The sequence below is a fragment of the Prescottella sp. D32 genome (assembly GCF_037287305.1).
Classification (GTDB): Bacteria; Actinomycetota; Actinomycetes; order Mycobacteriales; family Mycobacteriaceae; genus Prescottella; species Prescottella equi.
Window position 1 is genome coordinate 691,684 of sequence record NZ_JARBSW010000002.1, and the last position, 19,523, is coordinate 711,206.

General features: G+C 68.2%; 18 protein-coding genes and 1 tRNA gene. 8 read left to right on the plus strand and 11 right to left on the minus strand.

Annotated features, from left to right (window positions below):
• Positions 1-110 precede the first annotated feature (110 nt).
• The 5 genes from PSS76_RS12940 to PSS76_RS12960 all read right to left on the minus strand — a co-directional run bounded on the left by PSS76_RS12940 (position 111) and on the right by PSS76_RS12960 (position 3,689).
• Positions 111-183, minus strand: a tRNA-Lys gene (locus PSS76_RS12940).
• Between the two features lie 392 nt (positions 184-575).
• Positions 576-1,304 carry an oxygen-binding di-iron domain-containing protein gene (locus PSS76_RS12945; protein WP_064077818.1) on the minus strand — a complete coding sequence of 243 codons (729 nt, stop codon included), beginning with the start codon at positions 1,302-1,304 and terminating at the stop codon, positions 576-578.
• Positions 1,305-1,408: 104 nt separating this feature from the next.
• The gene (locus tag PSS76_RS12950; RefSeq protein WP_005515331.1) at positions 1,409-1,990 is read right to left on the minus strand and encodes a hypothetical protein; all 582 of its coding nucleotides are present in this window, start codon (positions 1,988-1,990) and stop codon (positions 1,409-1,411) included.
• Positions 1,987-2,379, minus strand: a complete 393-nt coding sequence (locus PSS76_RS12955; RefSeq protein ID WP_022594244.1) for an MmcQ/YjbR family DNA-binding protein — start codon at positions 2,377-2,379, stop codon at positions 1,987-1,989. Before PSS76_RS12955 ends, PSS76_RS12950 begins: the two co-directional genes overlap by 4 nt.
• Positions 2,380-2,453: 74 nt before the next feature.
• On the minus strand, positions 2,454-3,689 hold the full coding sequence (locus tag PSS76_RS12960; RefSeq protein WP_013414970.1) for an MFS transporter: 1,236 nt from the start codon (positions 3,687-3,689) through the stop codon (positions 2,454-2,456).
• A gap of 95 nt (positions 3,690-3,784) precedes the next feature.
• Here PSS76_RS12960 and PSS76_RS12965 point away from each other — a divergent pair, with 95 nt between their 5' ends.
• The 8 genes from PSS76_RS12965 (at position 3,785) to PSS76_RS13000 (ending at position 13,469) form a co-directional block, all read left to right on the plus strand.
• Complete coding sequence (locus tag PSS76_RS12965; RefSeq protein WP_337456247.1) at positions 3,785-4,702, plus strand: LysR family transcriptional regulator; 918 nt, start codon at positions 3,785-3,787, stop codon at positions 4,700-4,702.
• A 204-nt stretch (positions 4,703-4,906) separates the two neighbouring features.
• On the plus strand, positions 4,907-5,860 hold the full coding sequence (locus PSS76_RS12970; RefSeq protein WP_005515338.1) for an acyl-ACP desaturase: 954 nt from the start codon (positions 4,907-4,909) through the stop codon (positions 5,858-5,860).
• 97 nt (positions 5,861-5,957) lie between these two features.
• Positions 5,958-7,100, plus strand: coding sequence for a tRNA dihydrouridine synthase DusB (dusB, locus tag PSS76_RS12975; protein WP_005515348.1), 1,143 nt, complete (start codon positions 5,958-5,960; stop codon positions 7,098-7,100).
• A gap of 77 nt (positions 7,101-7,177) precedes the next feature.
• Positions 7,178-8,119 (plus strand): DUF5996 family protein, encoded by a 942-nt coding sequence (locus PSS76_RS12980; RefSeq protein ID WP_064077816.1) that lies wholly within the window; start codon positions 7,178-7,180, stop codon positions 8,117-8,119.
• Between the two features lie 129 nt (positions 8,120-8,248).
• Entirely contained in the window at positions 8,249-10,228 is a 1,980-nt protein-coding gene (locus tag PSS76_RS12985) for an LCP family protein (protein ID WP_069856247.1), read from the plus strand.
• 82 nt (positions 10,229-10,310) lie between these two features.
• Positions 10,311-11,000 carry a phosphate signaling complex protein PhoU gene (phoU, locus tag PSS76_RS12990; protein ID WP_005515352.1) on the plus strand — a complete coding sequence of 230 codons (690 nt, stop codon included), beginning with the start codon at positions 10,311-10,313 and terminating at the stop codon, positions 10,998-11,000.
• Positions 11,001-11,073: 73 nt separating this feature from the next.
• Positions 11,074-12,060: an endonuclease/exonuclease/phosphatase family protein gene (locus PSS76_RS12995; RefSeq protein ID WP_069856248.1), complete on the plus strand. Its 987-nt coding sequence runs from the start codon at positions 11,074-11,076 to the stop codon at positions 12,058-12,060.
• A gap of 278 nt (positions 12,061-12,338) precedes the next feature.
• Positions 12,339-13,469, plus strand: a complete 1,131-nt coding sequence (locus PSS76_RS13000; RefSeq protein WP_005515354.1) for an NDMA-dependent alcohol dehydrogenase — start codon at positions 12,339-12,341, stop codon at positions 13,467-13,469.
• Positions 13,470-13,554: 85 nt separating this feature from the next.
• Here PSS76_RS13000 and pstB read toward each other — a convergent pair whose 3' ends face one another.
• From pstB to PSS76_RS13030, 6 genes are all read right to left on the minus strand, one after another.
• The gene (pstB, locus tag PSS76_RS13005) at positions 13,555-14,331 is read right to left on the minus strand and encodes a phosphate ABC transporter ATP-binding protein PstB (RefSeq protein ID WP_005515355.1); all 777 of its coding nucleotides are present in this window, start codon (positions 14,329-14,331) and stop codon (positions 13,555-13,557) included.
• A gap of 94 nt (positions 14,332-14,425) precedes the next feature.
• Complete coding sequence (gene pstA, locus PSS76_RS13010) at positions 14,426-15,331, minus strand: phosphate ABC transporter permease PstA (RefSeq protein ID WP_005515356.1); 906 nt, start codon at positions 15,329-15,331, stop codon at positions 14,426-14,428.
• A gap of 3 nt (positions 15,332-15,334) precedes the next feature.
• Positions 15,335-16,384 carry a phosphate ABC transporter permease subunit PstC gene (gene pstC / locus PSS76_RS13015; protein ID WP_005515357.1) on the minus strand — a complete coding sequence of 350 codons (1,050 nt, stop codon included), beginning with the start codon at positions 16,382-16,384 and terminating at the stop codon, positions 15,335-15,337.
• Between the two features lie 58 nt (positions 16,385-16,442).
• Entirely contained in the window at positions 16,443-17,570 is a 1,128-nt protein-coding gene (gene pstS / locus PSS76_RS13020) for a phosphate ABC transporter substrate-binding protein PstS (RefSeq protein ID WP_081183351.1), read from the minus strand.
• Between the two features lie 205 nt (positions 17,571-17,775).
• The gene (gene mshD / locus PSS76_RS13025; protein ID WP_022594231.1) at positions 17,776-18,684 is read right to left on the minus strand and encodes a mycothiol synthase; all 909 of its coding nucleotides are present in this window, start codon (positions 18,682-18,684) and stop codon (positions 17,776-17,778) included.
• Positions 18,685-19,446, minus strand: coding sequence for a winged helix-turn-helix transcriptional regulator (locus tag PSS76_RS13030; protein WP_064079635.1), 762 nt, complete (start codon positions 19,444-19,446; stop codon positions 18,685-18,687).
• Positions 19,447-19,523: the final 77 nt, after the last annotated feature.

Below are 19,523 nucleotides of genomic sequence, written 5' to 3' on the forward strand. Positions count from 1 at the left end.
GGCTCGCGGCGGGGAAGTCGAGCGAGCCCGACACTGGAGGAAACGCGTCAGCGGCCCGCTCCGAAGTCGGAACGGGCCGCTGAACGGCGGCGGAGCGAACCGCCTGCACGTGCCCCCAGTAGGGCTCGAACCTACGACCTGCGGATTAAAAGTCCGTAGCTCTACCAACTGAGCTATAGGGGCGTGCGGGCAGAGTCTAGTGGGATCGACCGGCCGGAGGAAACTGCGCCCCGACACGACATCTCACCTGCCGCGTTCGGGCAGCCCAGCGGCACTCGGCCGTCGGCGCTCGGTGCAGGAGAGTGTGCTCCACCGGCGCCGACGGCCACCCTCCCCCGAGGATTCGACGAAGGCCCCTCGAAAGGAAGAAAACTGTGAACGCCCCGCCTCCAGACAGACGGGGCGTTCAGCGGACTGTCGACAGCACCCGTAGCCGACGGCCGGCCCCCGCGCGGGGAGGCATCACCAGATCACCACACTGCGGCACGTGCCGGAAGCTCCGGAGCCGAGAACGGGCGCAACGGCCCACGGATCGGGGACCAAGGACCTACTTTTCGACTCGGTTTCGACTCGGTTCAGCCGCGGACCCGTTGGAGTTCGGCATCCAGCCGGTCGTCGTAGGCGGCCGCGAGTTCACGCAACGCCACCGAGCAAGCGCCACGATAGGCGGGGCCGTGCATCAGCCCGAGCACTGCCGGCTCCAGCTCTGCGAGCCCGCGCAGCGTCGCACCCAGCGCCGGCGTCAGCGCCGTCGCGTGTCCGCGGTCCTCCGCGTCCAGCGCCGGCTCGACGATGTCGTGGTCTGTCTCGGACATCGACCTGCCGAATGCGGTGAAGAAGTCACCACACAGCAGCGTGGAGGTCGTCTCCTCGAACATCAGTCCGGCGTCCCAACCGTGGGGAACGTGTGGAGTCTCGATGCGACGTACCCGCCGGCCGCCGACGTCGATGACCTCCCCGTCGTCGAGCGGCCGCGGCGGACGGTCGGCGAGATATCCGATCTGCACGAAGCAGCCCATCGCTCCGTGCGCCACCTGAGCTCGTGGAGCGGCGGCCAGCCAGCGGTTCATGGACCCGCTCTCGTCGGCCTCGACGTGGCCGAACGTGATCCAGCGCAACGTGTCCAACGGCAACAGCTTCGACACGGCGGCGGAGACGGAGGGGTACAGCATCGGCATCCCGGTGTGGAACAGGAGCGGCTCGTCGCCGCGGATCAGGAACTGGTTCATCGGCAGGTCCGCCTCGTCGACGAACGTCGAGAGCCGGAAGATGTCGGCGGCGATCTCGGTGACCTCGGTGTCCATGTCCGGCCTCGCAGGAAGTCCTCCCCCGGCTCGCGGCCCCTGTCCCAGCCTTCGCCGACGACGAGCCCGACGCAAGGTCCGCGGGACCCGCGGGACGGGTCGGATCACATCTCGGGGCCGGGCGACTCTCCCGGTGACTGCGGCTCACGCTGGTGAAGGTCACCACGCAGCTTCGTCAGCTCGTTGCCGCGCTTGCGGTACCGGACATCCAGGAACACCGCCGCGGCGAACAGTAGGGCGCCGATGATCGCGCCCCACAGCGACGCGCCCCGGAAGCCGGGCGCGTCGACGTCGAGCGTGCGCTCGCCCGCATGGGCGGCGCTGCTGTTGCCGAGCACGACCGACAGCGTGAGGAGGTTCGGGATCGCGACGACGATGCCGAGCACGAGAAGTGAGATCACCCAGATCCGAGCGTGCGTGCGGTGACGGGATCGCCACGCGAAGTAGAACAGCAGCAACGGAACTGCGGTGCACACCACCCCGTACAGCAGGCCCCACATGATGCCGCGGGAGAAGCTACCCGACGACAGCGAACCCACACTCTGCGACCACCAGCGGGGCAGGAACGCAGCCAGGATGAAATAGAGAGCGATCAACGCCACCGCGATCACGGCAGCCCAGATCGCTTTGCGCGCCCAGGCCGGCAGGCCGGACTTCGCGGGCGAGGTCGTGGAAGTGTCGCTCACGATGTGCCTCCTGTCGTCTGCGCGGAGTCCTCGGCGAGGACGACGCGCGCCAAGGTCTTGGGTGCGATCAGGGTGTAGGACGTGCGCACCCACTCCCGTAACTGGTCCCACCAGTCGTCCCGGCCGGATGGCGGCACGGTCAGCGAAATCCAGCCGTGCCGGCCGAGCCCGTACCCGGCGGGCCCCGCACCCGCCTCGGTGGCGACAACCGCCGCCGCTTCGTCGCGGGGCAATTTGAGTGACAAGCTCGACGCGTCCGGGTCGCTGAACACGAAATTCTTGCCGCGGACGCGGAACGTGGGATGCCCGCCCCACTCCTCGATGTCGACCCGCACCGCCTCGGGCAGCTCGTCGACGATCCGCTGCAGCCGAGTCATGTTCGCGACCATGGCGCGATTCTGTGCCCCCGCGTGCCGGGCCGCAAGCTTTTCGACGAGACGGTGTCACGGGGGCGGTCGCCGTGTCAGCCTCGCCGCGCCCGCCGGAACATCGCTGACGCCGCCACCGCGGCGATCGCCAACAGCACCCCGACGAAGCCCACCGTCGCCGGCCACGCACCGTGCGCGTAGGCGATCCCCGCCGCGGCGCCGGCGACGCTCGAACCCAGGTAGTACGCGAACAGGTACATCGACGACGCCTCGGCGCGGTGCTCGGTCGCGAGAAGACCCACCCACCCGCTGGCCACCGAATGGGCGGCGAAGAACCCACCGGTGAAGAGCAACATCCCGGCCAGGACGAGCGGGAGCACGGCCCACAGTGTCACCACCAGCCCGGTGGCCATCGCGAGCACCGCGCCGAGCAGGACCGTGCCCCGACCGAACCGGTCCGCGGCCGCACCTGCCGCGGCCGACGTGTACGTCCCCGACAGATACAGCAGGAACACCAGGCCGACGAGCGCCTCCGGCAGCGAGAACGGGGCGTCGAGCAGTCGGAACCCGAGAAAGTTGTAGACGGAGACGAAACCGCCCATCAGCAGGAACCCCAGCACGAACAGCAGCGCCAGCGCCGGATTGCGCAGGTGCCCGCCCAGATTCGACAACACGATCCGCGGGCTCACCCGCTGCGGGCGGAAGTGGCGCGACGGCGGGAGTTTACGGGTCATCACGACGGCCAGTACGAGCGCCAGGAGCGAGGCGGCCTCCATCGCCCAGCGCCACGACGCGACGTCGAGCACCGTCGACGGCACCAGGCGGCCGACCAGACCGCCGATCGTGGTGCCGGCGACGTAGCGGCCCATCGCCGCGCCGAGGTCACGGGTATGGATCTCCTCCGCCAGGTAGGCCATAGCGACCGCGGGGATGCCGGCCAGCGCGACACCCTGCAGCGCACGTCCGATCAGCAGCACCTCGATTGTCGGACTGAACGGCAGAAGCACACCGAGCACGCTCGACACCGCCGCCGACGCCACCATCACCCGTGTGCGCCCGAACCGTTCGGACAGCGCACTCGCCGGGATGATCGCGAGCGCGACCATCCCGGTCGTGACCGACACCGCGAGCGCGGCCACCGCGGGCGGCACCGCGAACTCGTCGGTCAGCGCCGGCAACAGCGCCTGCGCCGAGTACATCGAGACGAAGGTGGTCAGTCCGGCCGCGAACAGCGCGACGGTGACGGCCCGGTACTCGCGGGTACCCCGAGTCGGCCGGACGTCGCGCGTCGTCGCCTCCGCCGGCGTCTCGCTCGTGAGCGTGTGATCCATGCGTTTCCTCCACGAACCATCCTCGCGAGACACCCGACGAGAAGGAAATGCATCTGTCAACAGTTGTTGATACGTCTTGTGCATAAGCTGATCGGGTGGAACTGATCGAGGGTCTGCGCTGGTTCATCGCGCTGGCCGAGACCGAGCAGGTGACGGCCGCGTCGGACATGCTGCGCATCTCCCAGCCGACGCTGTCGCGCCGCCTGGCCCGGCTCGAGCGGGACATCGGTGCCGAGCTGTTCGACCGGCACGGCCGACGCCTCGAACTCAACGACCGGGGCCGGGTGCTGCTCGAGCACGCCCGCCGAGCGGCCACGGAACTCGCCGCGGCCCAGCGCGAGATCGACGCGTTCGACAGCCCGGATCGAGGCACCGTCCGGCTGGGCTTCCTGCATTCGTTCGGCACCTGGCTCGTCCCGGACCTGCTCCGCGCCTACCGCGAGGCGCACCCGCGCGTGGCGTTCACGCTGTACCAGGACGCCGCTCGGACGCTCGTCGACCGGGTGGTCGAGGGACGCGACGACCTCGCCTTCGTCTCCCCCCGACCGCGCACGTCCCAGGTGCACTGGACACCGGTGACGTATCAGCGCCTCGCCCTGGCCGTGCCGTCCGGACATCCGCTGAGCTCCCGCGCCGACCTCGACCTCGGGGCCGCGGCGGACGAGCATTTCATCGGAATGCACCAGGACTACGGGATGCGCCGCATCTTCGACGACCTGTGCGCCGAGGCCGGCGTCGTGCCGGAGGTCGTGTTCGAGTCGAGCGAACTCGCGACGATCGGAGGCTTGGTGTCGGCGTCGCTCGGTGTCGCGGTGATGCCGTGGCAGGAGCCCCGCTCGTGGCCTGACGGCGTCACCCTCGTCCCGCTGCGCGGCGCCGGGCGCGAGATCGGCATGATCCGGGCCGAAAGCCGTCCGCTGCCGCCTGTGGCGGACCGATTCCTGCGTTTCACAGCGGACTCACAGCGGGAGGAACCGCCGAAATCGGGTCCGAGCCAGGTCACCGACGTGTAACGTTCGCCACACGGGCGACGGTGCATCTGCACGGCGGGTGGGAACGTGCACCGCAACCGGTGTGGGGGCGTCCGGGAGACACCGATCGGTATGTTCCGAACCCTTTCCCACCGCAAACCTACGGTACCGTAGGTTGTCAGCACGATCCTGAAGTACAGCGCCACAGGCATTCAGCGTCAACAACTTTCACGGAGGCAGATACCGATGTCGAGAGACCTCACTCAGCTCGAGCTGCTACAGGAGCTGCAGCCGGTCGCCGAAGAGAACGTCAATCGACATCTCTCCATGGCAAAGGATTGGCATCCGCACGATTACGTCCCGTGGGACGAGGGTCGGAACTTCGCGGCGATGGGCGGCGAGGACTGGGATCCCGAACAGTCCCGTCTGGACGAGGTCGCGAAGGCCGCGATGATCACCAACCTGCTGACCGAGGACAACCTGCCGTCGTACCACCGGGAAATCGCGGAGAACTTCTCGCAGGACGGCGCGTGGGGTACGTGGGTCGGCCGTTGGACCGCCGAGGAGAACCGGCACGGCATCGTGATGCGCGACTACCTCGTCGTCACACGCGGCGTCGACCCCGTGGAACTCGAGAACGCCCGCATGGTCCACATGACCAACGGCTACACGGCCCCCGGTGGCCCGCACTCGGGTCTGCTGACCTCGGTCGCCTACGTCACGTTCCAGGAACTGGCGACGCGCGTCTCGCACCGCAACACCGGCAAGGCCTGCCAGGACCCGATCGCCGACAAGATGCTCCAGCGCATCGCCGCGGACGAGAACCTGCACATGATCTTCTACCGCAACATCTGCGGTGCCGGTATGGACGTGGCGCCGGACCAGACACTGCGCGCCGTGACCGATGTCATCAAGAACTTCCAGATGCCCGGCGCGGGTATGCCGAACTTCCGCCGCAACGGCGTGCTGATGGCCAAGCACGGCATCTACGACCTGCGTCAGCATCTCGAAGAGGTCGTGATGCCGGTGCTCCGGAAGTGGAACGTCTTCGAACGCACCGACTTCACCGCACGCGGCGAGGACACCCGCGAGGAACTCGCCGCCTTCCTCGAGGGTCTCGAGAAGCAGGCCACCAAGTTCGAGGAGATGCGCGACCGCGCGCTCGCGCGGGACGCCGCGCGCGCGGAGAAGGCCTCCTGACAGGTCGCCACCTACTCCGTTGCAGCTATCCTGTGCCCGGTACCGGATTCGGTGCCGGGCACAGTCTTTTCTCCCGAAGAATTATCCCGAGGTCTTCATGTCACCCCTTCGCATCGGTTCGCTCGAGCTGGGCAGCCCCGTCGTTCTCGCCCCCATGGCGGGCATCACGAACGTCGCGTTCCGCACGCTGTGCCGCGAACTCGAACTCGAACGTGCCGGCAGCACGTCGGGTCTGTACGTGTGCGAGATGGTGACCGCCCGCGCGCTCGTCGAACGTCATCCGGTGACGATGCACATGACCACGTTCGGCCCCACCGAGACGCCGCGGTCGCTGCAGCTGTACACGGTGGACCCGGAGATCACGTACCAGGCGGCGAAGATGATCGTCGACGAGAACCTCGCCGACCACATCGACATGAACTTCGGCTGCCCGGTCCCCAAGGTCACCCGCAAGGGCGGCGGCTCGGCCCTGCCCTACAAGCGCCGCCTTTTCGGACAGATCGTCGCAGCCGCGGTGAAGGCGACCGAGGGCACCGACATCCCCGTCACCGTGAAGATGCGGGTCGGCATCGACGCCGAACACCACACCCACCTCGACGCCGGCCGGATCGCCGCCGCGGAGGGGGCCGCTGCCGTCGCGCTGCACGGCCGAACCGCCGCCCAGCGCTACTCCGGCCAGGCCGACTGGTCCGAGATCGCACGGCTCAAGGAGCACGTCACCGACGTCCCGGTGCTCGGTAACGGCGACATCTTCGCCGCCGAGGACGCCGAGAAGATGATGTCCGAGACCGGTTGCGACGGGGTCGTGGTCGGACGCGGATGCCTCGGCCGACCGTGGCTGTTCGCCGAGCTGAGCGCTGCCCTCAACGGCACCGAGATGCCGGTCCCGCCGAACCTCGGCGAGGTCGCCGCGATCATGATGCGGCACGGGCGACTGCTCGCCGATCATCACGGCGAGGACAAGGGCATGCGCGAGATGCGCAAGCACATCGCCTGGTACATGCGAGGCTTCCCGGCCGGCTCCGAGCTGCGGAACGGCATGGCCCGGGTGTCGTCCCTGGCCGAACTCGAGGGGTTCCTCGGCCAGCTCGATCCGACGGTGCCGTTCCCCAAGGACGCCGAGGGCCCGCGTGGTCGACAGGGCTCGCCCGGCACCGTCGCCCTCCCCGACGGCTGGCTCGACGACCCGGAGGACACGCTCGTCCCCGCCGGCGCCGACGTCATGCATTCCGGCGGATAGCCCCGGCCACGGGTAGCCCGCGCCTACACTCCGAAGAAGCCTGCAGTTCCTCGAGGATTCTTCCGGAGGTAGACGTCGTGGCCGCTTCCCCAGCAGTTTCGGACCCCTGGCCCGCACTGCGGGTCGACGACTGGCAGCCCACCCGCGACACCCTGCACATGTGGACGCAGATCGTCGGGAAGGTCCGCATGGCGCACACTCCGCTGGTCAATCACTGGTGGCAGGTGCCGCTGTACGTGAGTGCGCGGGGACTGACGACGTCGGCGATCCCGTACCGCACCCGTGTGTTCGAGATCGAGTTCGACCTGTCCGGCCACCGGCTGGCGATCCGCGACAGCAGCGGCGCGCATCGCGAGTTCCCGCTCGAACCGATGCCGGTGGCAGATTTCTACGCGCGCGTCCTGCGGATCCTCGACGAGCTGGGCATCGAGACACACATCCAGCCGACGCCCAACGAGGTGCCCGACGCCGTCCCGTTCGCGGAGGACACGGTCCACGACTCGTACGACCCCGCTGCCGTGAGCCTGTTCTGGAAGCAGCTCATCCAGGCCGATCGCGGCCTGCACATGTTCCGGTCGTACTTCATCGGCAAGGTCAGCCCGGTGCACTTCTTCTGGGGTTCGTTCGACTTGGCGTGCACCCGGTTCTCAGGACGGGCCGCTCCCCCGCATCCGGGTGGCGCCCCCAACTGCGGCGACTGGGTGATGGTCGAGGGGTACTCGCGGGAGCTGTCGAGCTGTGGTTTCTGGCCGGGCGGCGGCGAGGAGGGCGCGTTCTACGCGTACGCGTATCCCGAGCCGGACGGCTTCGCGGACTACCCGGTAGCGCCCGGGCAGGCGTTCTACAGCCCGGATCTCCGCCAGTTCCTGCTGCCTTACGAGACGGTCCGCACCGCTGCGGACCCCGACGCCACGCTGCAGCGATTTCTGCAGACCACCTACGCCGCGGCCGCCGATCGGGGCGGGTGGGACCGGGCCGCACTCGAGTGCGATCCGCACCGCTGGGACAGCCGCCACTGATCTTTCCGATACCGGCGATGCCGAACTTCCCCACCGCGCACTGATGCCCCGGAGGGCGTCGATCAGTATCATTGCGACGTCGTCGAGCGACGGTATCTTTTTTGGAGGCGGAGAGGTCAGGGCGAACAGGTGGGTGACGAGCACAATCCCGGTCACGCCGCGCCGGAAGGCCGGGCCCCCTGGGAACGCCCCATCGCCGACCCCGACTATCGCGAAGCGACCGGTCACCGCCGCCGCCGCGACGGCGAGTCCGGTCGCCGGGCCCTGGACGACGACCCCAGCGAGCAGCTGTCCGTCGCCGAACTCATGCAGAAGATGGGGCGCACCGCCCCCGTCGCCTCGGGAGGCCGCCGAGCGCGGCCGGACGAGGCCGAGGACGTCGACGAGATCGACGAGGCGCCCGGGATCGCCGAACCGGAGGCGCAGTCCCCTCCCGGCTTCGATGCCGACGCCACCGAGATCATTCCCGCCGTCACCGACGCGCCACCCGCCGACTCCTGGTCCGGCCGCGCGCCGGAACCGGAGGAACCAAACTGGGTCGAGCAGGCCGTCACGACGGCGTCCCCGCAAGCGGTCGGCACCCCCAACCGCTCCCGCCTCGCCGAGAACAAGACCCGTAAGCGCCGCAAGGCGCTCGTTGTCGGGCGGTCGATGGTCGCCTTCGTCGCCGTCATGGCGTTGCTCGCGACCGGAACGGTGTGGGGTTACCTCCGCTCCGCCGAGGGCCGCTTCTCGCAGATCGCCGCACTCGACACCGACTCCGCGGACATCGTCGACCCCGGCGGTCAGATGGGCGACGAGAACTACCTGATCGTCGGTACCGACACCCGTGCCGGCGCGTCCGGCGCGATCGGCGCCGGCACCGTCGAGGACGCCGAGGGCGCCCGCTCCGACACCGTGATGCTGGTCCATGTGCCGGCCGACCGCAGCCGCGTCGTCGCGGTCTCGTTCCCCCGCGACCTGGACGTCGAGCGTCCGGTGTGCCAGGCCTGGGACAACGACACCGGCACCTACACCGACGAGACGTACCCGGCCGCGGACGGCGACAAGCTCAACGCGACCTACGCGCTCGGCGGACCGAAGTGCCTCGTGAAGGTCATCCAGAAGATGTCCGGACTGCAGATCAAGCACTTCGTCGGCATGGACTTCGCGGGCTTCGAGAGCATGGTCGACACGGTCGGCGGCGTGAACGTGTGCATCCCGCAGCCGTTGATCGACGGCGAACTCGGCAACGTCCTGCCCGTTGCCGGCAACCAGACGCTGGACGGTCGCAAGGCCCTCGACTACGTCCGTGCCCGCCACGTGGAGGCCGAGGGCAACGGCGACTACGGCCGGATCAAGCGGCAGCAGCTGTTCCTGTCGGCGCTGCTGCGCGAGGCGATGTCGAGCAAGGTGCTGTTCGATCCGGGCAAACTCAACGGCTTCATCAACGCCTTCACCCGTGCCACGTTCGTCGAGGGCGTCGACACCCGGTCGCTGCTGACGCTCGGGCAGTCACTGCGCAACGTCGATGCCGGAGCGGTCACCTTCATCACCGTCCCCACCGCCGGCACCAACGACTGGGGCAACGAGATCCCGCGACTCGACGACATCAAGGCGATCTTCCAGGCCATCATCGACGACCAGCCGCTGCCCGGCGAGGAGCGCACGTCCGGCGACAAGAAGGAGACCACGCCGGCGCCCGCCCCGGACATCACCGAACTCGCGTCGGCCCCCGAAGAGCTGTCGGTGCAGGTCTCCAACGGCTCCGGGGTTTCCGGCCTGGCCGCCGGCACGGCCGATCGGCTCGCCGCCTACGGCTTCGGCATCTACAGCGTCGGAAACTACAGCTCGACCAGCCGCCAGACGATCGTGCGCTTCGCCCCCGGCCTCGAGGCCGAGGCCGCGACTCTCGCGTCGGCGATACCGGGCGCCGTGCTCGAGTCGACGTCGGGGCTGGGCAGCATCGTCGAGGTGGTGCTCGGCACCGAGTTCGACGGCACGCTCACCGCACCGGCCGCACCCGGCACGCCCGTCGACTCCGGTCCGACGCGCATCTCCGTCGAGGAGGACGCCGAACTGCCCGCCGACCTGGCCGTCACGAACGCCACCGACAACCCCTGCGCCTGAGCCCGGAACTGTCCCGGTCATTCACCCGCCGTTCACCCGACCGTGGTGACTTGGTTTCCGGCACGCCGTAGGCTGTGACCTCATGCGCGTCGCTTACAACGAACAGATGACCGAGCTCGCCGACACCCTCGGCGAGATGGCGGGCTTGGCCGGAGCGGCCATGGAGAAGGCAACCCAGGCACTCCTGCAGGCGGACCTCGGGCTCGCCGAGCAGGTCATCGGCGAGCACGAGAAGATCACCGAGCTGAGCGTGATCGCCGAGGAGCGGGCTTTCGCGCTGCTCGCGCTGCAGGCCCCCGTGGCCGGGGATCTCCGATCGGTGGTCAGCGGCATTCAGATCGTCTCGGACATCGACCGCATGGGTGCTCTCGCGCTGCACGTCGCCAAGATCACCCGCCGTCGGCACCCCAACCACGTCCTCCCCGAGGAGGTCAACGGGTACTTCGCCGAGATGGGCCGCATCGCCGTCGCGCTCGGCGCGGGCGCCAAGGAGGTCCTCGAGACCCGCGACCCCGAACGTGCCGCGAAGATGCACGAAGAGGACGACGCGATGGACGACCTCCACCGCCACCTGTTCAGCGTGCTCATGGACCGTGAATGGAAGCACGGTGTCGCCGCCGCCGTCGACGTGACCCTCCTCGGCCGCTTCTACGAGCGCTTCGCCGACCACACCGTCGAGGTCGCGCGCCGGGTGATCTTCCTCGTCACCGGCAAGATGCCCGTCGAGCCCAGCAACGAGTCCGACGACCTCACCACCTATCCGGAGCTGTAGCGAACGGACACCGAGCGCCCGTCGGGATTCCTTCCCGGCGGGCGCTTCGCGTCGGACAGGGCATGATCGACACGTGCGCCTGCCTCCACACCTCGAGCGATCGACCGGCATCGTCGGAGTGTTGTGCGCCCTGTACGGGACGGTGGGCCTGCTCGCGTCGACCGTCCCGGTGGAGAACCGGTTCGTCGTCCTGCTGGCGGGCCGGACGCCGTCCCTGCTGCTGCTGACGTTGTTCGGCGCGATCGTCGCCACCGTGGGCCGGCGATGGCGTGCGTCCGCCGCCTGCCTTGCCGTGTGCGCTCTGGGGACCTGGCTGCTCGCACCGCTGTTCATCCCCGGAGCAGACGGCGTGTCCCCCGCGTCTGCCACCGGCCCCACCGTTCGCGTCATGCAGGCAAACGTCAAGGTGGGCCAGGCCGATCCGGATGCACTCGTGCGGACGGTCCGCGACCGGGACGTCGACATCCTGACCGTGCAGGAGCTGACCGACGAGTCGATCGAGGCGCTGGAACGAGCGGGACTCGACGACGTACTGCCCCACCGATTCGTGGTGTCGTACGGTCCCGGCGGCCAGGGCGGCGGGGTCTACAGCCGATTCCCGCTGTCGAACACCCACAACCTGCCCGACTTCTTCTCGGTGAACCTCACCGCGGACATCGACGTCGGGCTGCGGGAACCGCTGACGCTGTTGGCGGTTCACCCCGCACCCGCGTATCTGTTCCCGGCGCAGCTGTGGGCGGCCGAACTGCGCGGCATCCACGACGAGATGCGCTCGTTCGCCGGGCGCGACAACGTCGTCGTCAGCGGTGACTTCAACGCGAGCTACACCCAGCCGCAGTACCGCGCGCTGCTCACCGACGGTTACGCCGACACGGCCGATCAGTTGGGCGCCGGGCTGGTTCCGACGATGCCGGCGGCGCGCTGGTATCCGGCCGTCACCGGGATCGACCGCGTCATCACCAAGGGTGCCGTTGCGACGGATCTGGAACGCATCGACATCGCCGGATCCGACCATCACGGCCTGCTCGTCGACGTCCTGCTGCGCACCGACGGCTCGTAAGTTCCGTTTCCCGTCCGGCCAGATCCCCTCCCCGCCAAAGCAATCGACAGAACGAACGGACGCCGGTCAAACGTCTGACGCACCCGCGTGCACGACATTCCGGTACCGACATGTCTACCGCCGCGGGCGTCACGGATTTCGTTGACACGCCGTCCAGCGAGTGCCATTGTGTGAGCATTCCGAGCGGGGTCGGTCCACCACTCGACCGCAGATCCATGTGCAGCACTCACTTCGAAGTTCGTCATCGCACCGTCGTCTCGTAGAGGGGAATCCGCAACATGAAGACCAAGGGCGCAATTCTGTGGGGGCTCGACGAACCGTGGTCGGTCGAGGAGATCGACCTCGGCGATCCCCGCGAGGGCGAGGTCCAGGTGGAACTGGCCGCGTCGGGCCTGTGCCACTCGGACCACCACCTCGTCACCGGCGACATCGCGCTGCCGAGCTTCCCCGCGCTCGGCGGGCACGAGGGTGCGGGCGTGATCAGCAAGGTGGGCCCGGGCGTCAAGGGGCTGGCGGAGGGCGATCACGTGGTGCTCTCCTTCATCCCCGCCTGCGGCCAGTGCGCCCAATGTTCCACCGGCCACCAGAATCTCTGCGACCTCGGCATGTATCTGCTCACCGGGCAGGCCATCTCCGACGGCACCCACCGCGTGCAGGCGCGAGGGAAGGACGTCATCCCGATGTGCCTGCTGGGCACGTTCTCGCCGTACGTGACCGTGAACCAGTTCTCGGTGGTGAAGATCGAGCCGTACATCTCGCTGGAGGCGGCGGCTCTCGTCGGCTGCGGTGTCACCACCGGATGGGGATCGGCCGTCAACATCGCGGACGTCCGCCCGGGTGAGACCGTGATCGTCGCCGGCGTCGGCGGCATCGGCATCAATGCGGTTCAGGCCGCGGCAGCGGCCGGCGCCGAGCGGATCATCGCGATCGACCCGGTCGAGTTCCATCGGGACCAGGCCAAGCGCTTCGGCGCCACCCACACGTTCGCCTCCATGGCGGAAGCCATCGAGCCGGTCATGGAGATCACCTGGGGCCGCATGGCCGACAAGGTGATGCTGGCGATGGGCGTGGTGCACGGCGAGGACATCGAGCCGGCGATGATCCTGACCGCCAAGGGCGGAAGGTGCGTCGTCATCGGCCTGGCCTCGGTCACCGACATGGATACCCGACTCAGCCTGTTCCAGCTGTCGATGCTGCAGAAGCAGCTGTGCGGCACGATCTTCGGCGGGGCCAACCCTCGCAAGGACATCCCGTCACTGCTGTCGATGTACCACTCCGGCAAGCTGAACCTCGACGATCTCATCACCAAGACCTACCGGCTCGAAGAGATCAACGACGGCTACCAGGACATGCTGGAGGGCAGGAACATTCGCGGCGTGATCCGGTACACGGACGCCGATCGGAGCTGAACCGACCTGACGCGAACGACCGTACGAGCGGGACACGACGAGGCCCGGTGCGTCGATACGCACCGGGCCTCGTCGTGGAAGCAGATCAGCCGAAACGGCCCGAGATGTAGTCCTCGGTCGCCTTCTGGGTGGGATTGGAGAAGATCTTCTCGGTGTCGTCGATCTCGATGAGCCGGCCCGGCTTGCCGGTGGCCTCGAGGTTGAAGAACGCCGTCTGGTCGCTCACGCGCGCAGCCTGCTGCATGTTGTGAGTGACGATGACGATCGTGAAGTCCTTCTTCAGTTCGGTGATGAGATCCTCGATCGCGAGCGTCGAGATCGGATCCAGCGCCGAGCACGGCTCGTCCATCAGCAGAACGTCCGGCGAGACCGCGATCGCGCGAGCGATGCACAGACGCTGCTGCTGACCACCCGAGAGACCGCCGCCCGGCTTGTCGAGGCGGTCCTTGACCTCGTTCCACAGGTTCGCTCCGCGCAGCGACTGCTCGGCGATCTCGTCGAGCTTCTTCTTGTCGCGCATGCCCTGCAGCTTGAGCCCGGCGACCACGTTGTCGCGGATCGACATCGTGGGGAACGGGTTGGGCCGCTGGAACACCATGCCGATGGTCTTGCGGACGCCGACCGGGTCGACCGACGAGCCGTAGATGTCCTCGCCGTCGAGCAGCACGGAGCCCTCGACGCGGGCGCCCGGGGTGACCTCGTGCATGCGGTTGAGTGAACGCAGCACCGTCGACTTGCCACAGCCCGACGGCCCGATGAACGCGGTGACGCTGCGCGGGGGCACCGACAGCCCGACATCGGCGACGGCGTGGAACTTGCCGTAGTAGATGTTGACGTCCTTGAGATCCAGACGCTTGGCCATTATCGGCTCCCTACTGGTGCGAGCGTCAGCTCGAGTATGTGCTTACGAGGTTCTGGGGTTGCGGCGATTGCGCCGATCGCCGCTTGTTCGGTGCTCACTTGTTGCGCACCGTGGTGAAGTGGCCGATCACCTTCGCGATGATGTTGAGGACCGCGATGAGGAGGATCAAGGTCAGGGCCGCGCCCCAGATCCGGTTGGAGCCGGCGTCGGTGGGGTTGTTCATCTCCGCGACCATCACGCCCGGCAGCGTCCCCATCTCTCCACCGAACAGGTTGAAGTTGATGAACGGCGCGTAGCCCACCAGGATCAGCAGCGGCGCGGTCTCACCGAGGACGCGGGCCAGGGCCAGCATGACGCCGGTGATGATGCCGGGCAGGGCGGTCGGAACGACGATGCGGGCGATGGTCTTCCACTTGGGCACGCCCAGCGCGTACGACGCCTCGCGCAGGTCGTCCGGCACGATCCGCAGCATCTCCTCGGTGCTGCGGACCACGACCGGAACCATCAGCAGCACCAGTGCGAGCGACACCGCGAACGCCGACTTGGGGAAGCCGAACGTGGCGATCCACAGCGCGTAGATGAACAGGGCCGCGACGATCGACGGGACACCGGAGAGGATGTCGACCATGAACGTGGTGAGCTTGCCGAGCCGCGAATTACCCGCGTACTCCACGAGATAGACCGCGACGAACAAACCGAGCGGGACGGACAGCGCGGCGCAGACGAGTCCCTGCATCAGCGTCCCGATGAGGGCGTGGTAGATGCCGCCGCCCTCGGCCGAGGCCGACAGTCCGCTCAGCGAATGGGTGAACCACGTCTGCGACATGATGGCACTGATGCCCTTGACCACCACCGTCCACAGCACCCACACGAGCGGCACGAGCGCGATGAGGACGGACAGGGTCACCAGCACCGTGGCGGTGAGATCGGTGGAGCGGCGGCGGAATCCGACACCCTGGAAGGCGGGCGCCTTGATCGGCTTGTCGAGGACGCTGGTCATCGGTCAGTCCCGCTTTCCGGCGATCGCGGCACGCGCTGCCGCGTTGACCACGAAGGTGAGCACGAACAGGACCAGGCCGGCGGCGATGTAGGCACCCGCCTGGATGTTGTTGTTGAACTCGGCGTAGCCGAGGGCGATCTTCGATGCGATCGTCGAACCGCTGTCGAAGAGCGATCCGCTGAACGCCTGCGACGTGGTGCGCAGGATCATGTACAGCGCCATCGTCTCGCCCAGCGCGCGGCCCAGGCCGAGCATCGAGCCGCTGATGTAGCCGGACTTGCCGAACGGAATGACCGTGGTGCGCACCACTTCCCAACGGGTGGCGCCGAGCGCGAGCGCGGCCTCGACGTGTGCCTTGGGTGTCTGGGCGAACACCTCGCGGGTCACCGCGGTGATCACCGGCAGGATCATCACCGCGAGCACGATGCCGGCCGTGAAGATGGTGCCGCCACCGCGGATGGAGCCGCTGCCGTCGGCGAAGATGGGAATCCATCCGAGATGCTCGTTGAGCCACACCGCGAGCGGTGCGATGGCCGGAGCGAACACCAGCAGCCCCCACAGGCCGTAGACGATCGACGGCACCGCGGCGAGCAGGTCGATCACGTACGCGAGCGGCCGGGACAGCTTCTTCGGCGCGTACTCGGTGAGGAAGATCGCGATACCGAGCGCCACCGGCATCGCCAGCACCAGCGCGAACACCGACACCATCACCGTGACCAGCAACAGGTCCAAGACGCCGAACGCCATCGCGTTGATGTTGTCGGTGTCCCACACCCGGCTGGTGAGGAAGTTGACCTCGTTGCGCTGCAACGCGGGGACTGCACGCCAGATCAGGAAGATGCCGACCGCAGCTACCAGCAGCGTGATGAAGACCGCCGATCCCGATGCGAGTGATCCGAAGATCCGGTCGCCGGGACGGGTGACCGTCTTGTTCTTCGTGGCCTGTGGGGTAGTGATCGGGGCCTCCGGGTTACCGTGCGGACCGCCCACCCCGGCCCCGCCGTCCGCGGGGTCGGAGGCGCGTGGTGTCGACCTTGTGCTCGCGTCAGTCATCTGCGCTCACATTCTCCGTCTGAATATAGATGGGCGGTCCGTCGGACGATCGTTCCGATCAGGCGATCGCGGAGATCGACTCGTTGATCTTGGCGCGGAACGACTCCGGCAGCGGCACGTAACCCTGGTCGGCCAGCGTCTGCTGTCCCTCGTTCGCGGCGCTGGTGAGGAACGACTTCACCGCGTTGCCCGTCGCCTCGTCGTAGCCCTTGGAGCAGACGATCTCGTAGGTGGCGAGAACCAGCGGGTAGGCGCCGGCTTCCTGGGTGCCGTAGATCGACTTCAGGTCGAGCGTGAGGTCACCGATGCCCGAGCCCTTGAACGACGCGTTCGCGATGGCCTTCGACGCGGTCTCCTGCGTCAGCTCCACCGGGCCGGAACCGGTGTCGATCTGCGCGGCCGGCAGCTTCTGCTGATCGGCGAACGACTTCTCGACATACGTGATCGAGCCGGGAGCCGACGCGACGGCCTGAGCGACGCCCGCCGAGCCCTTCGCCCCCTCACCGACGCCACCCTTGAAGTCGGAACCGGCGCCCTGCGTCCAGGCACCCTTCGACGAGGCCTCGAGGTACTGCTGGAAGTTGTCGCTGGTGCCGGAGGAATCCGAGCGCACGATGGGGCTGATCTTCTCGTCGGGCAGCTTCACGCCGGAGTTCAGCGCGGCGATGGCCGGGTCGTTCCAGTTGGTGATGCCACCGTTGAAGATCTTGGCGATGGTCTCGCCGTTCAGGACGAGTCCGTCGACGCCGTCGAGGTTGTAGGCGATCGCGACCGGACCGAACACGAGCGGCAGATTCCAGGCGTCGTTGCCCTGGCAACGCTGCTTGGCCTGCTCGGCCTGCTCACCCTTGATCGCCGAGTCGGAGCCGGCGAAGTCGATCTGGTTGGCGATGAACTGCGTGCGGCCGTCACCGGAGCCGCTGGGGTTGTACGCGACGTTGACGCTCTTGCCCTTCTGCTGGCAGGCCGCGATGTAGGTCGAGGTGAACTCGTCCATCGCGTTCTTCTGCGCAGACGATCCGGCGCCGGAGAGCTTGTCCTTGCCGTCGCACAGGGCCGTGGACGCCGACGTGTCGACGGTCGACGACGCGGCATTGTTGTCGCTGCCGCACGCGGTCAGCGACATCGCCGTCACGGCACCCACAGCTACCACTCCGAGCAGTGCGCCCTTGCGGTCGAGATTCACCCTGGTCCTCCGCTGGTCTAGCGTCACGCCCACGGTCGGGCGGCACGGTAGGTGCGGGACGCAAGCCCGCACCGGGCGACGTTCTGTCACCCAGGCCAGAAAGGTAGGGGCGCCCGGTAGCCAACGGGACCCGGTTCGGTGAACGGAAGATGAACACCCGCGAGAATTCGACCGAGACGTGGGTCACACCGGCCGAACGGCCAGGTCAGGGCTGTGCGGCGTAAGCGACGTCCACGTGGAACCGCTCGAATCCGAGGCGCTCGTACGTGTGCAGCGCGGCGGTGTTGTCGCCCTCGACGTACAGCAGCACGGTGCCCAGCCCACGGTCGCGCAGATGGTGCAGGCCGGCGAGCGTGAGCACTCGGCCCAGGCCCCGGCCCTGCGCATCGGGGTCGATGCCGACCACATACACCTCCCCCAGCGCGGGGTCGCCGTTCTCGGGCGCGTGCACCTTGGTCCAATGGAAGCCCAGGAGACGATTCGTGTCCCCTTCCGACGGGAAGGCCAGGAACAGCCCCGCGGGATCGAACCACGGCTCGGCGCGGCGCTCGTCGATCTCGCGCTGCGTCCACGTCCCCTGCTCGGGGTGCCACGCGAAGGCGGCCGCGTTGACGCGCAGCAACTCCGCGTCGTCCTCGGGTCCACGGTAGGTCCGCAGCGTGACGCCGTCCGGCACCACGACGTCGGGCAGGTCCGGGGTTGCGAGCGAGCGACGCAGCTGCAGCAGTTCCCGGGCGCCGGTGAGACCGAGCCGCCGCGCGACCGCGACCGCGGCAGGGAGGTTGCCGTGCGCCCACACCCGAGTGCCGGGTCCGCCCGCCTCGAGTACCGCGGCCACCAGTCGGCCACCGACACCGGCCCCGCGCTCGGCCGGGTCCACCACGACCTCCGCCATGGCGGGATGGTCCCCGTGGCCGGGCTCGAGGTGCGCGTAGCCCACCGGACGGTTTTCCACCGTGCAGACCAGGTGTCGGGACGGACCGTCGGCCGCCAGCGCATGCACCGCCTGTTCCGAGATCGGCGCGGTGCCGTCGGCCACGGTGGCACGGGCAATCATCGCCCGAACCGCCTCGACCGGCGGTGAATCGATCCAGTCGAGCTGCTGCACGGTCATCTAGTACGCCGATCCGTTGGTAGGGGTGAGATCCGGGTCGTCGGTGTCCTCCGCCTCGCCCGCATCGCCGACGGGTCCGCCCCGGCCGGCGTTCCGGGCCGGGCGGACCGCCTTGTAACCGACGTTGCGGACGGTGCCGATCAGCGACTCGTACTCGGAGCCGAGCTTGGCGCGTAGTCGTCGCACGTGGACGTCGACGGTTCGGGTGCCACCGAAGAAGTCGTAACCCCACACCTCCTGCAGCAACTGGGCGCGGGTGAAGACCCGGCCGGCGTGCTGTGCGAGGTACTTCAGGAGCTCGAACTCCTTGTAAGTCAAATCGAGGGGACGTCCCCGCAGTCGCGCGGTGTACGTCCCCTCGTCGATCACGAGCTCTCCGAGCGTGATCTTGCCGGTGGCCTCGGGACTGGCCACCCCGCCGTTGCGGCCGACCAGCAACCGCAGTCGCGCGTCGAGTTCCGCGGGCCCGGTCGACGGCAACAGGATGTCGTCGAGCCCCCAGTCGGAGTTCACCGCGACAAGGCCGCCCTCGGTGAGTACGGCCACGACCGGAATCGCCGATCCTGTGCTGCCGAGTAGTCGGCACAGGCCGCGGGCTGCGGCCAGGTCGCTACGGGCGTCGACGAGTGCCACATCCGCGGCGCCGGCCTCGAGCAGCGACGAAACCTCTGTCGGAGCGGGGCGCACGGAATGGGACAGCAATGCCAACGAGGGCAGCACCGTATCGGGATTGGGGTCGGAGGTCAGAAGCAGCAGCTCCACTCAACCTCCCTCTCTGCGTCGCGAGTGCCGACGCAGGGGCCGACACCGAGTGGACCGACGTTCATGTTTCGGGGACA

Bases quoted from the DNA above. Each gene is read 5' to 3' on its own strand.
- PSS76_RS12945 (WP_064077818.1), bottom strand. From the start codon at position 1,304: ATGGACACCGAGGTCACCGAGATCGCCGCCGACATCTTCCGGCTCTCG.
- PSS76_RS12955 (WP_022594244.1), bottom strand. From the start codon at position 2,379: ATGGTCGCGAACATGACTCGGCTGCAGCGGATCGTCGACGAGCTGCCC.
- PSS76_RS12960 (WP_013414970.1), bottom strand. From the start codon at position 3,689: ATGGATCACACGCTCACGAGCGAGACGCCGGCGGAGGCGACGACGCGC.
- PSS76_RS12970 (WP_005515338.1), top strand. From the start codon at position 4,907: ATGTCGAGAGACCTCACTCAGCTCGAGCTGCTACAGGAGCTGCAGCCG.
- dusB (WP_005515348.1), top strand. From the start codon at position 5,958: ATGTCACCCCTTCGCATCGGTTCGCTCGAGCTGGGCAGCCCCGTCGTT.
- phoU (WP_005515352.1), top strand. From the start codon at position 10,311: ATGCGCGTCGCTTACAACGAACAGATGACCGAGCTCGCCGACACCCTC.
- PSS76_RS13000 (WP_005515354.1), top strand. From the start codon at position 12,339: ATGAAGACCAAGGGCGCAATTCTGTGGGGGCTCGACGAACCGTGGTCG.
- pstB (WP_005515355.1), bottom strand. From the start codon at position 14,331: ATGGCCAAGCGTCTGGATCTCAAGGACGTCAACATCTACTACGGCAAG.
- pstA (WP_005515356.1), bottom strand. From the start codon at position 15,331: ATGACCAGCGTCCTCGACAAGCCGATCAAGGCGCCCGCCTTCCAGGGT.
- pstC (WP_005515357.1), bottom strand. From the start codon at position 16,384: ATGACTGACGCGAGCACAAGGTCGACACCACGCGCCTCCGACCCCGCG.
- mshD (WP_022594231.1), bottom strand. From the start codon at position 18,684: ATGACCGTGCAGCAGCTCGACTGGATCGATTCACCGCCGGTCGAGGCG.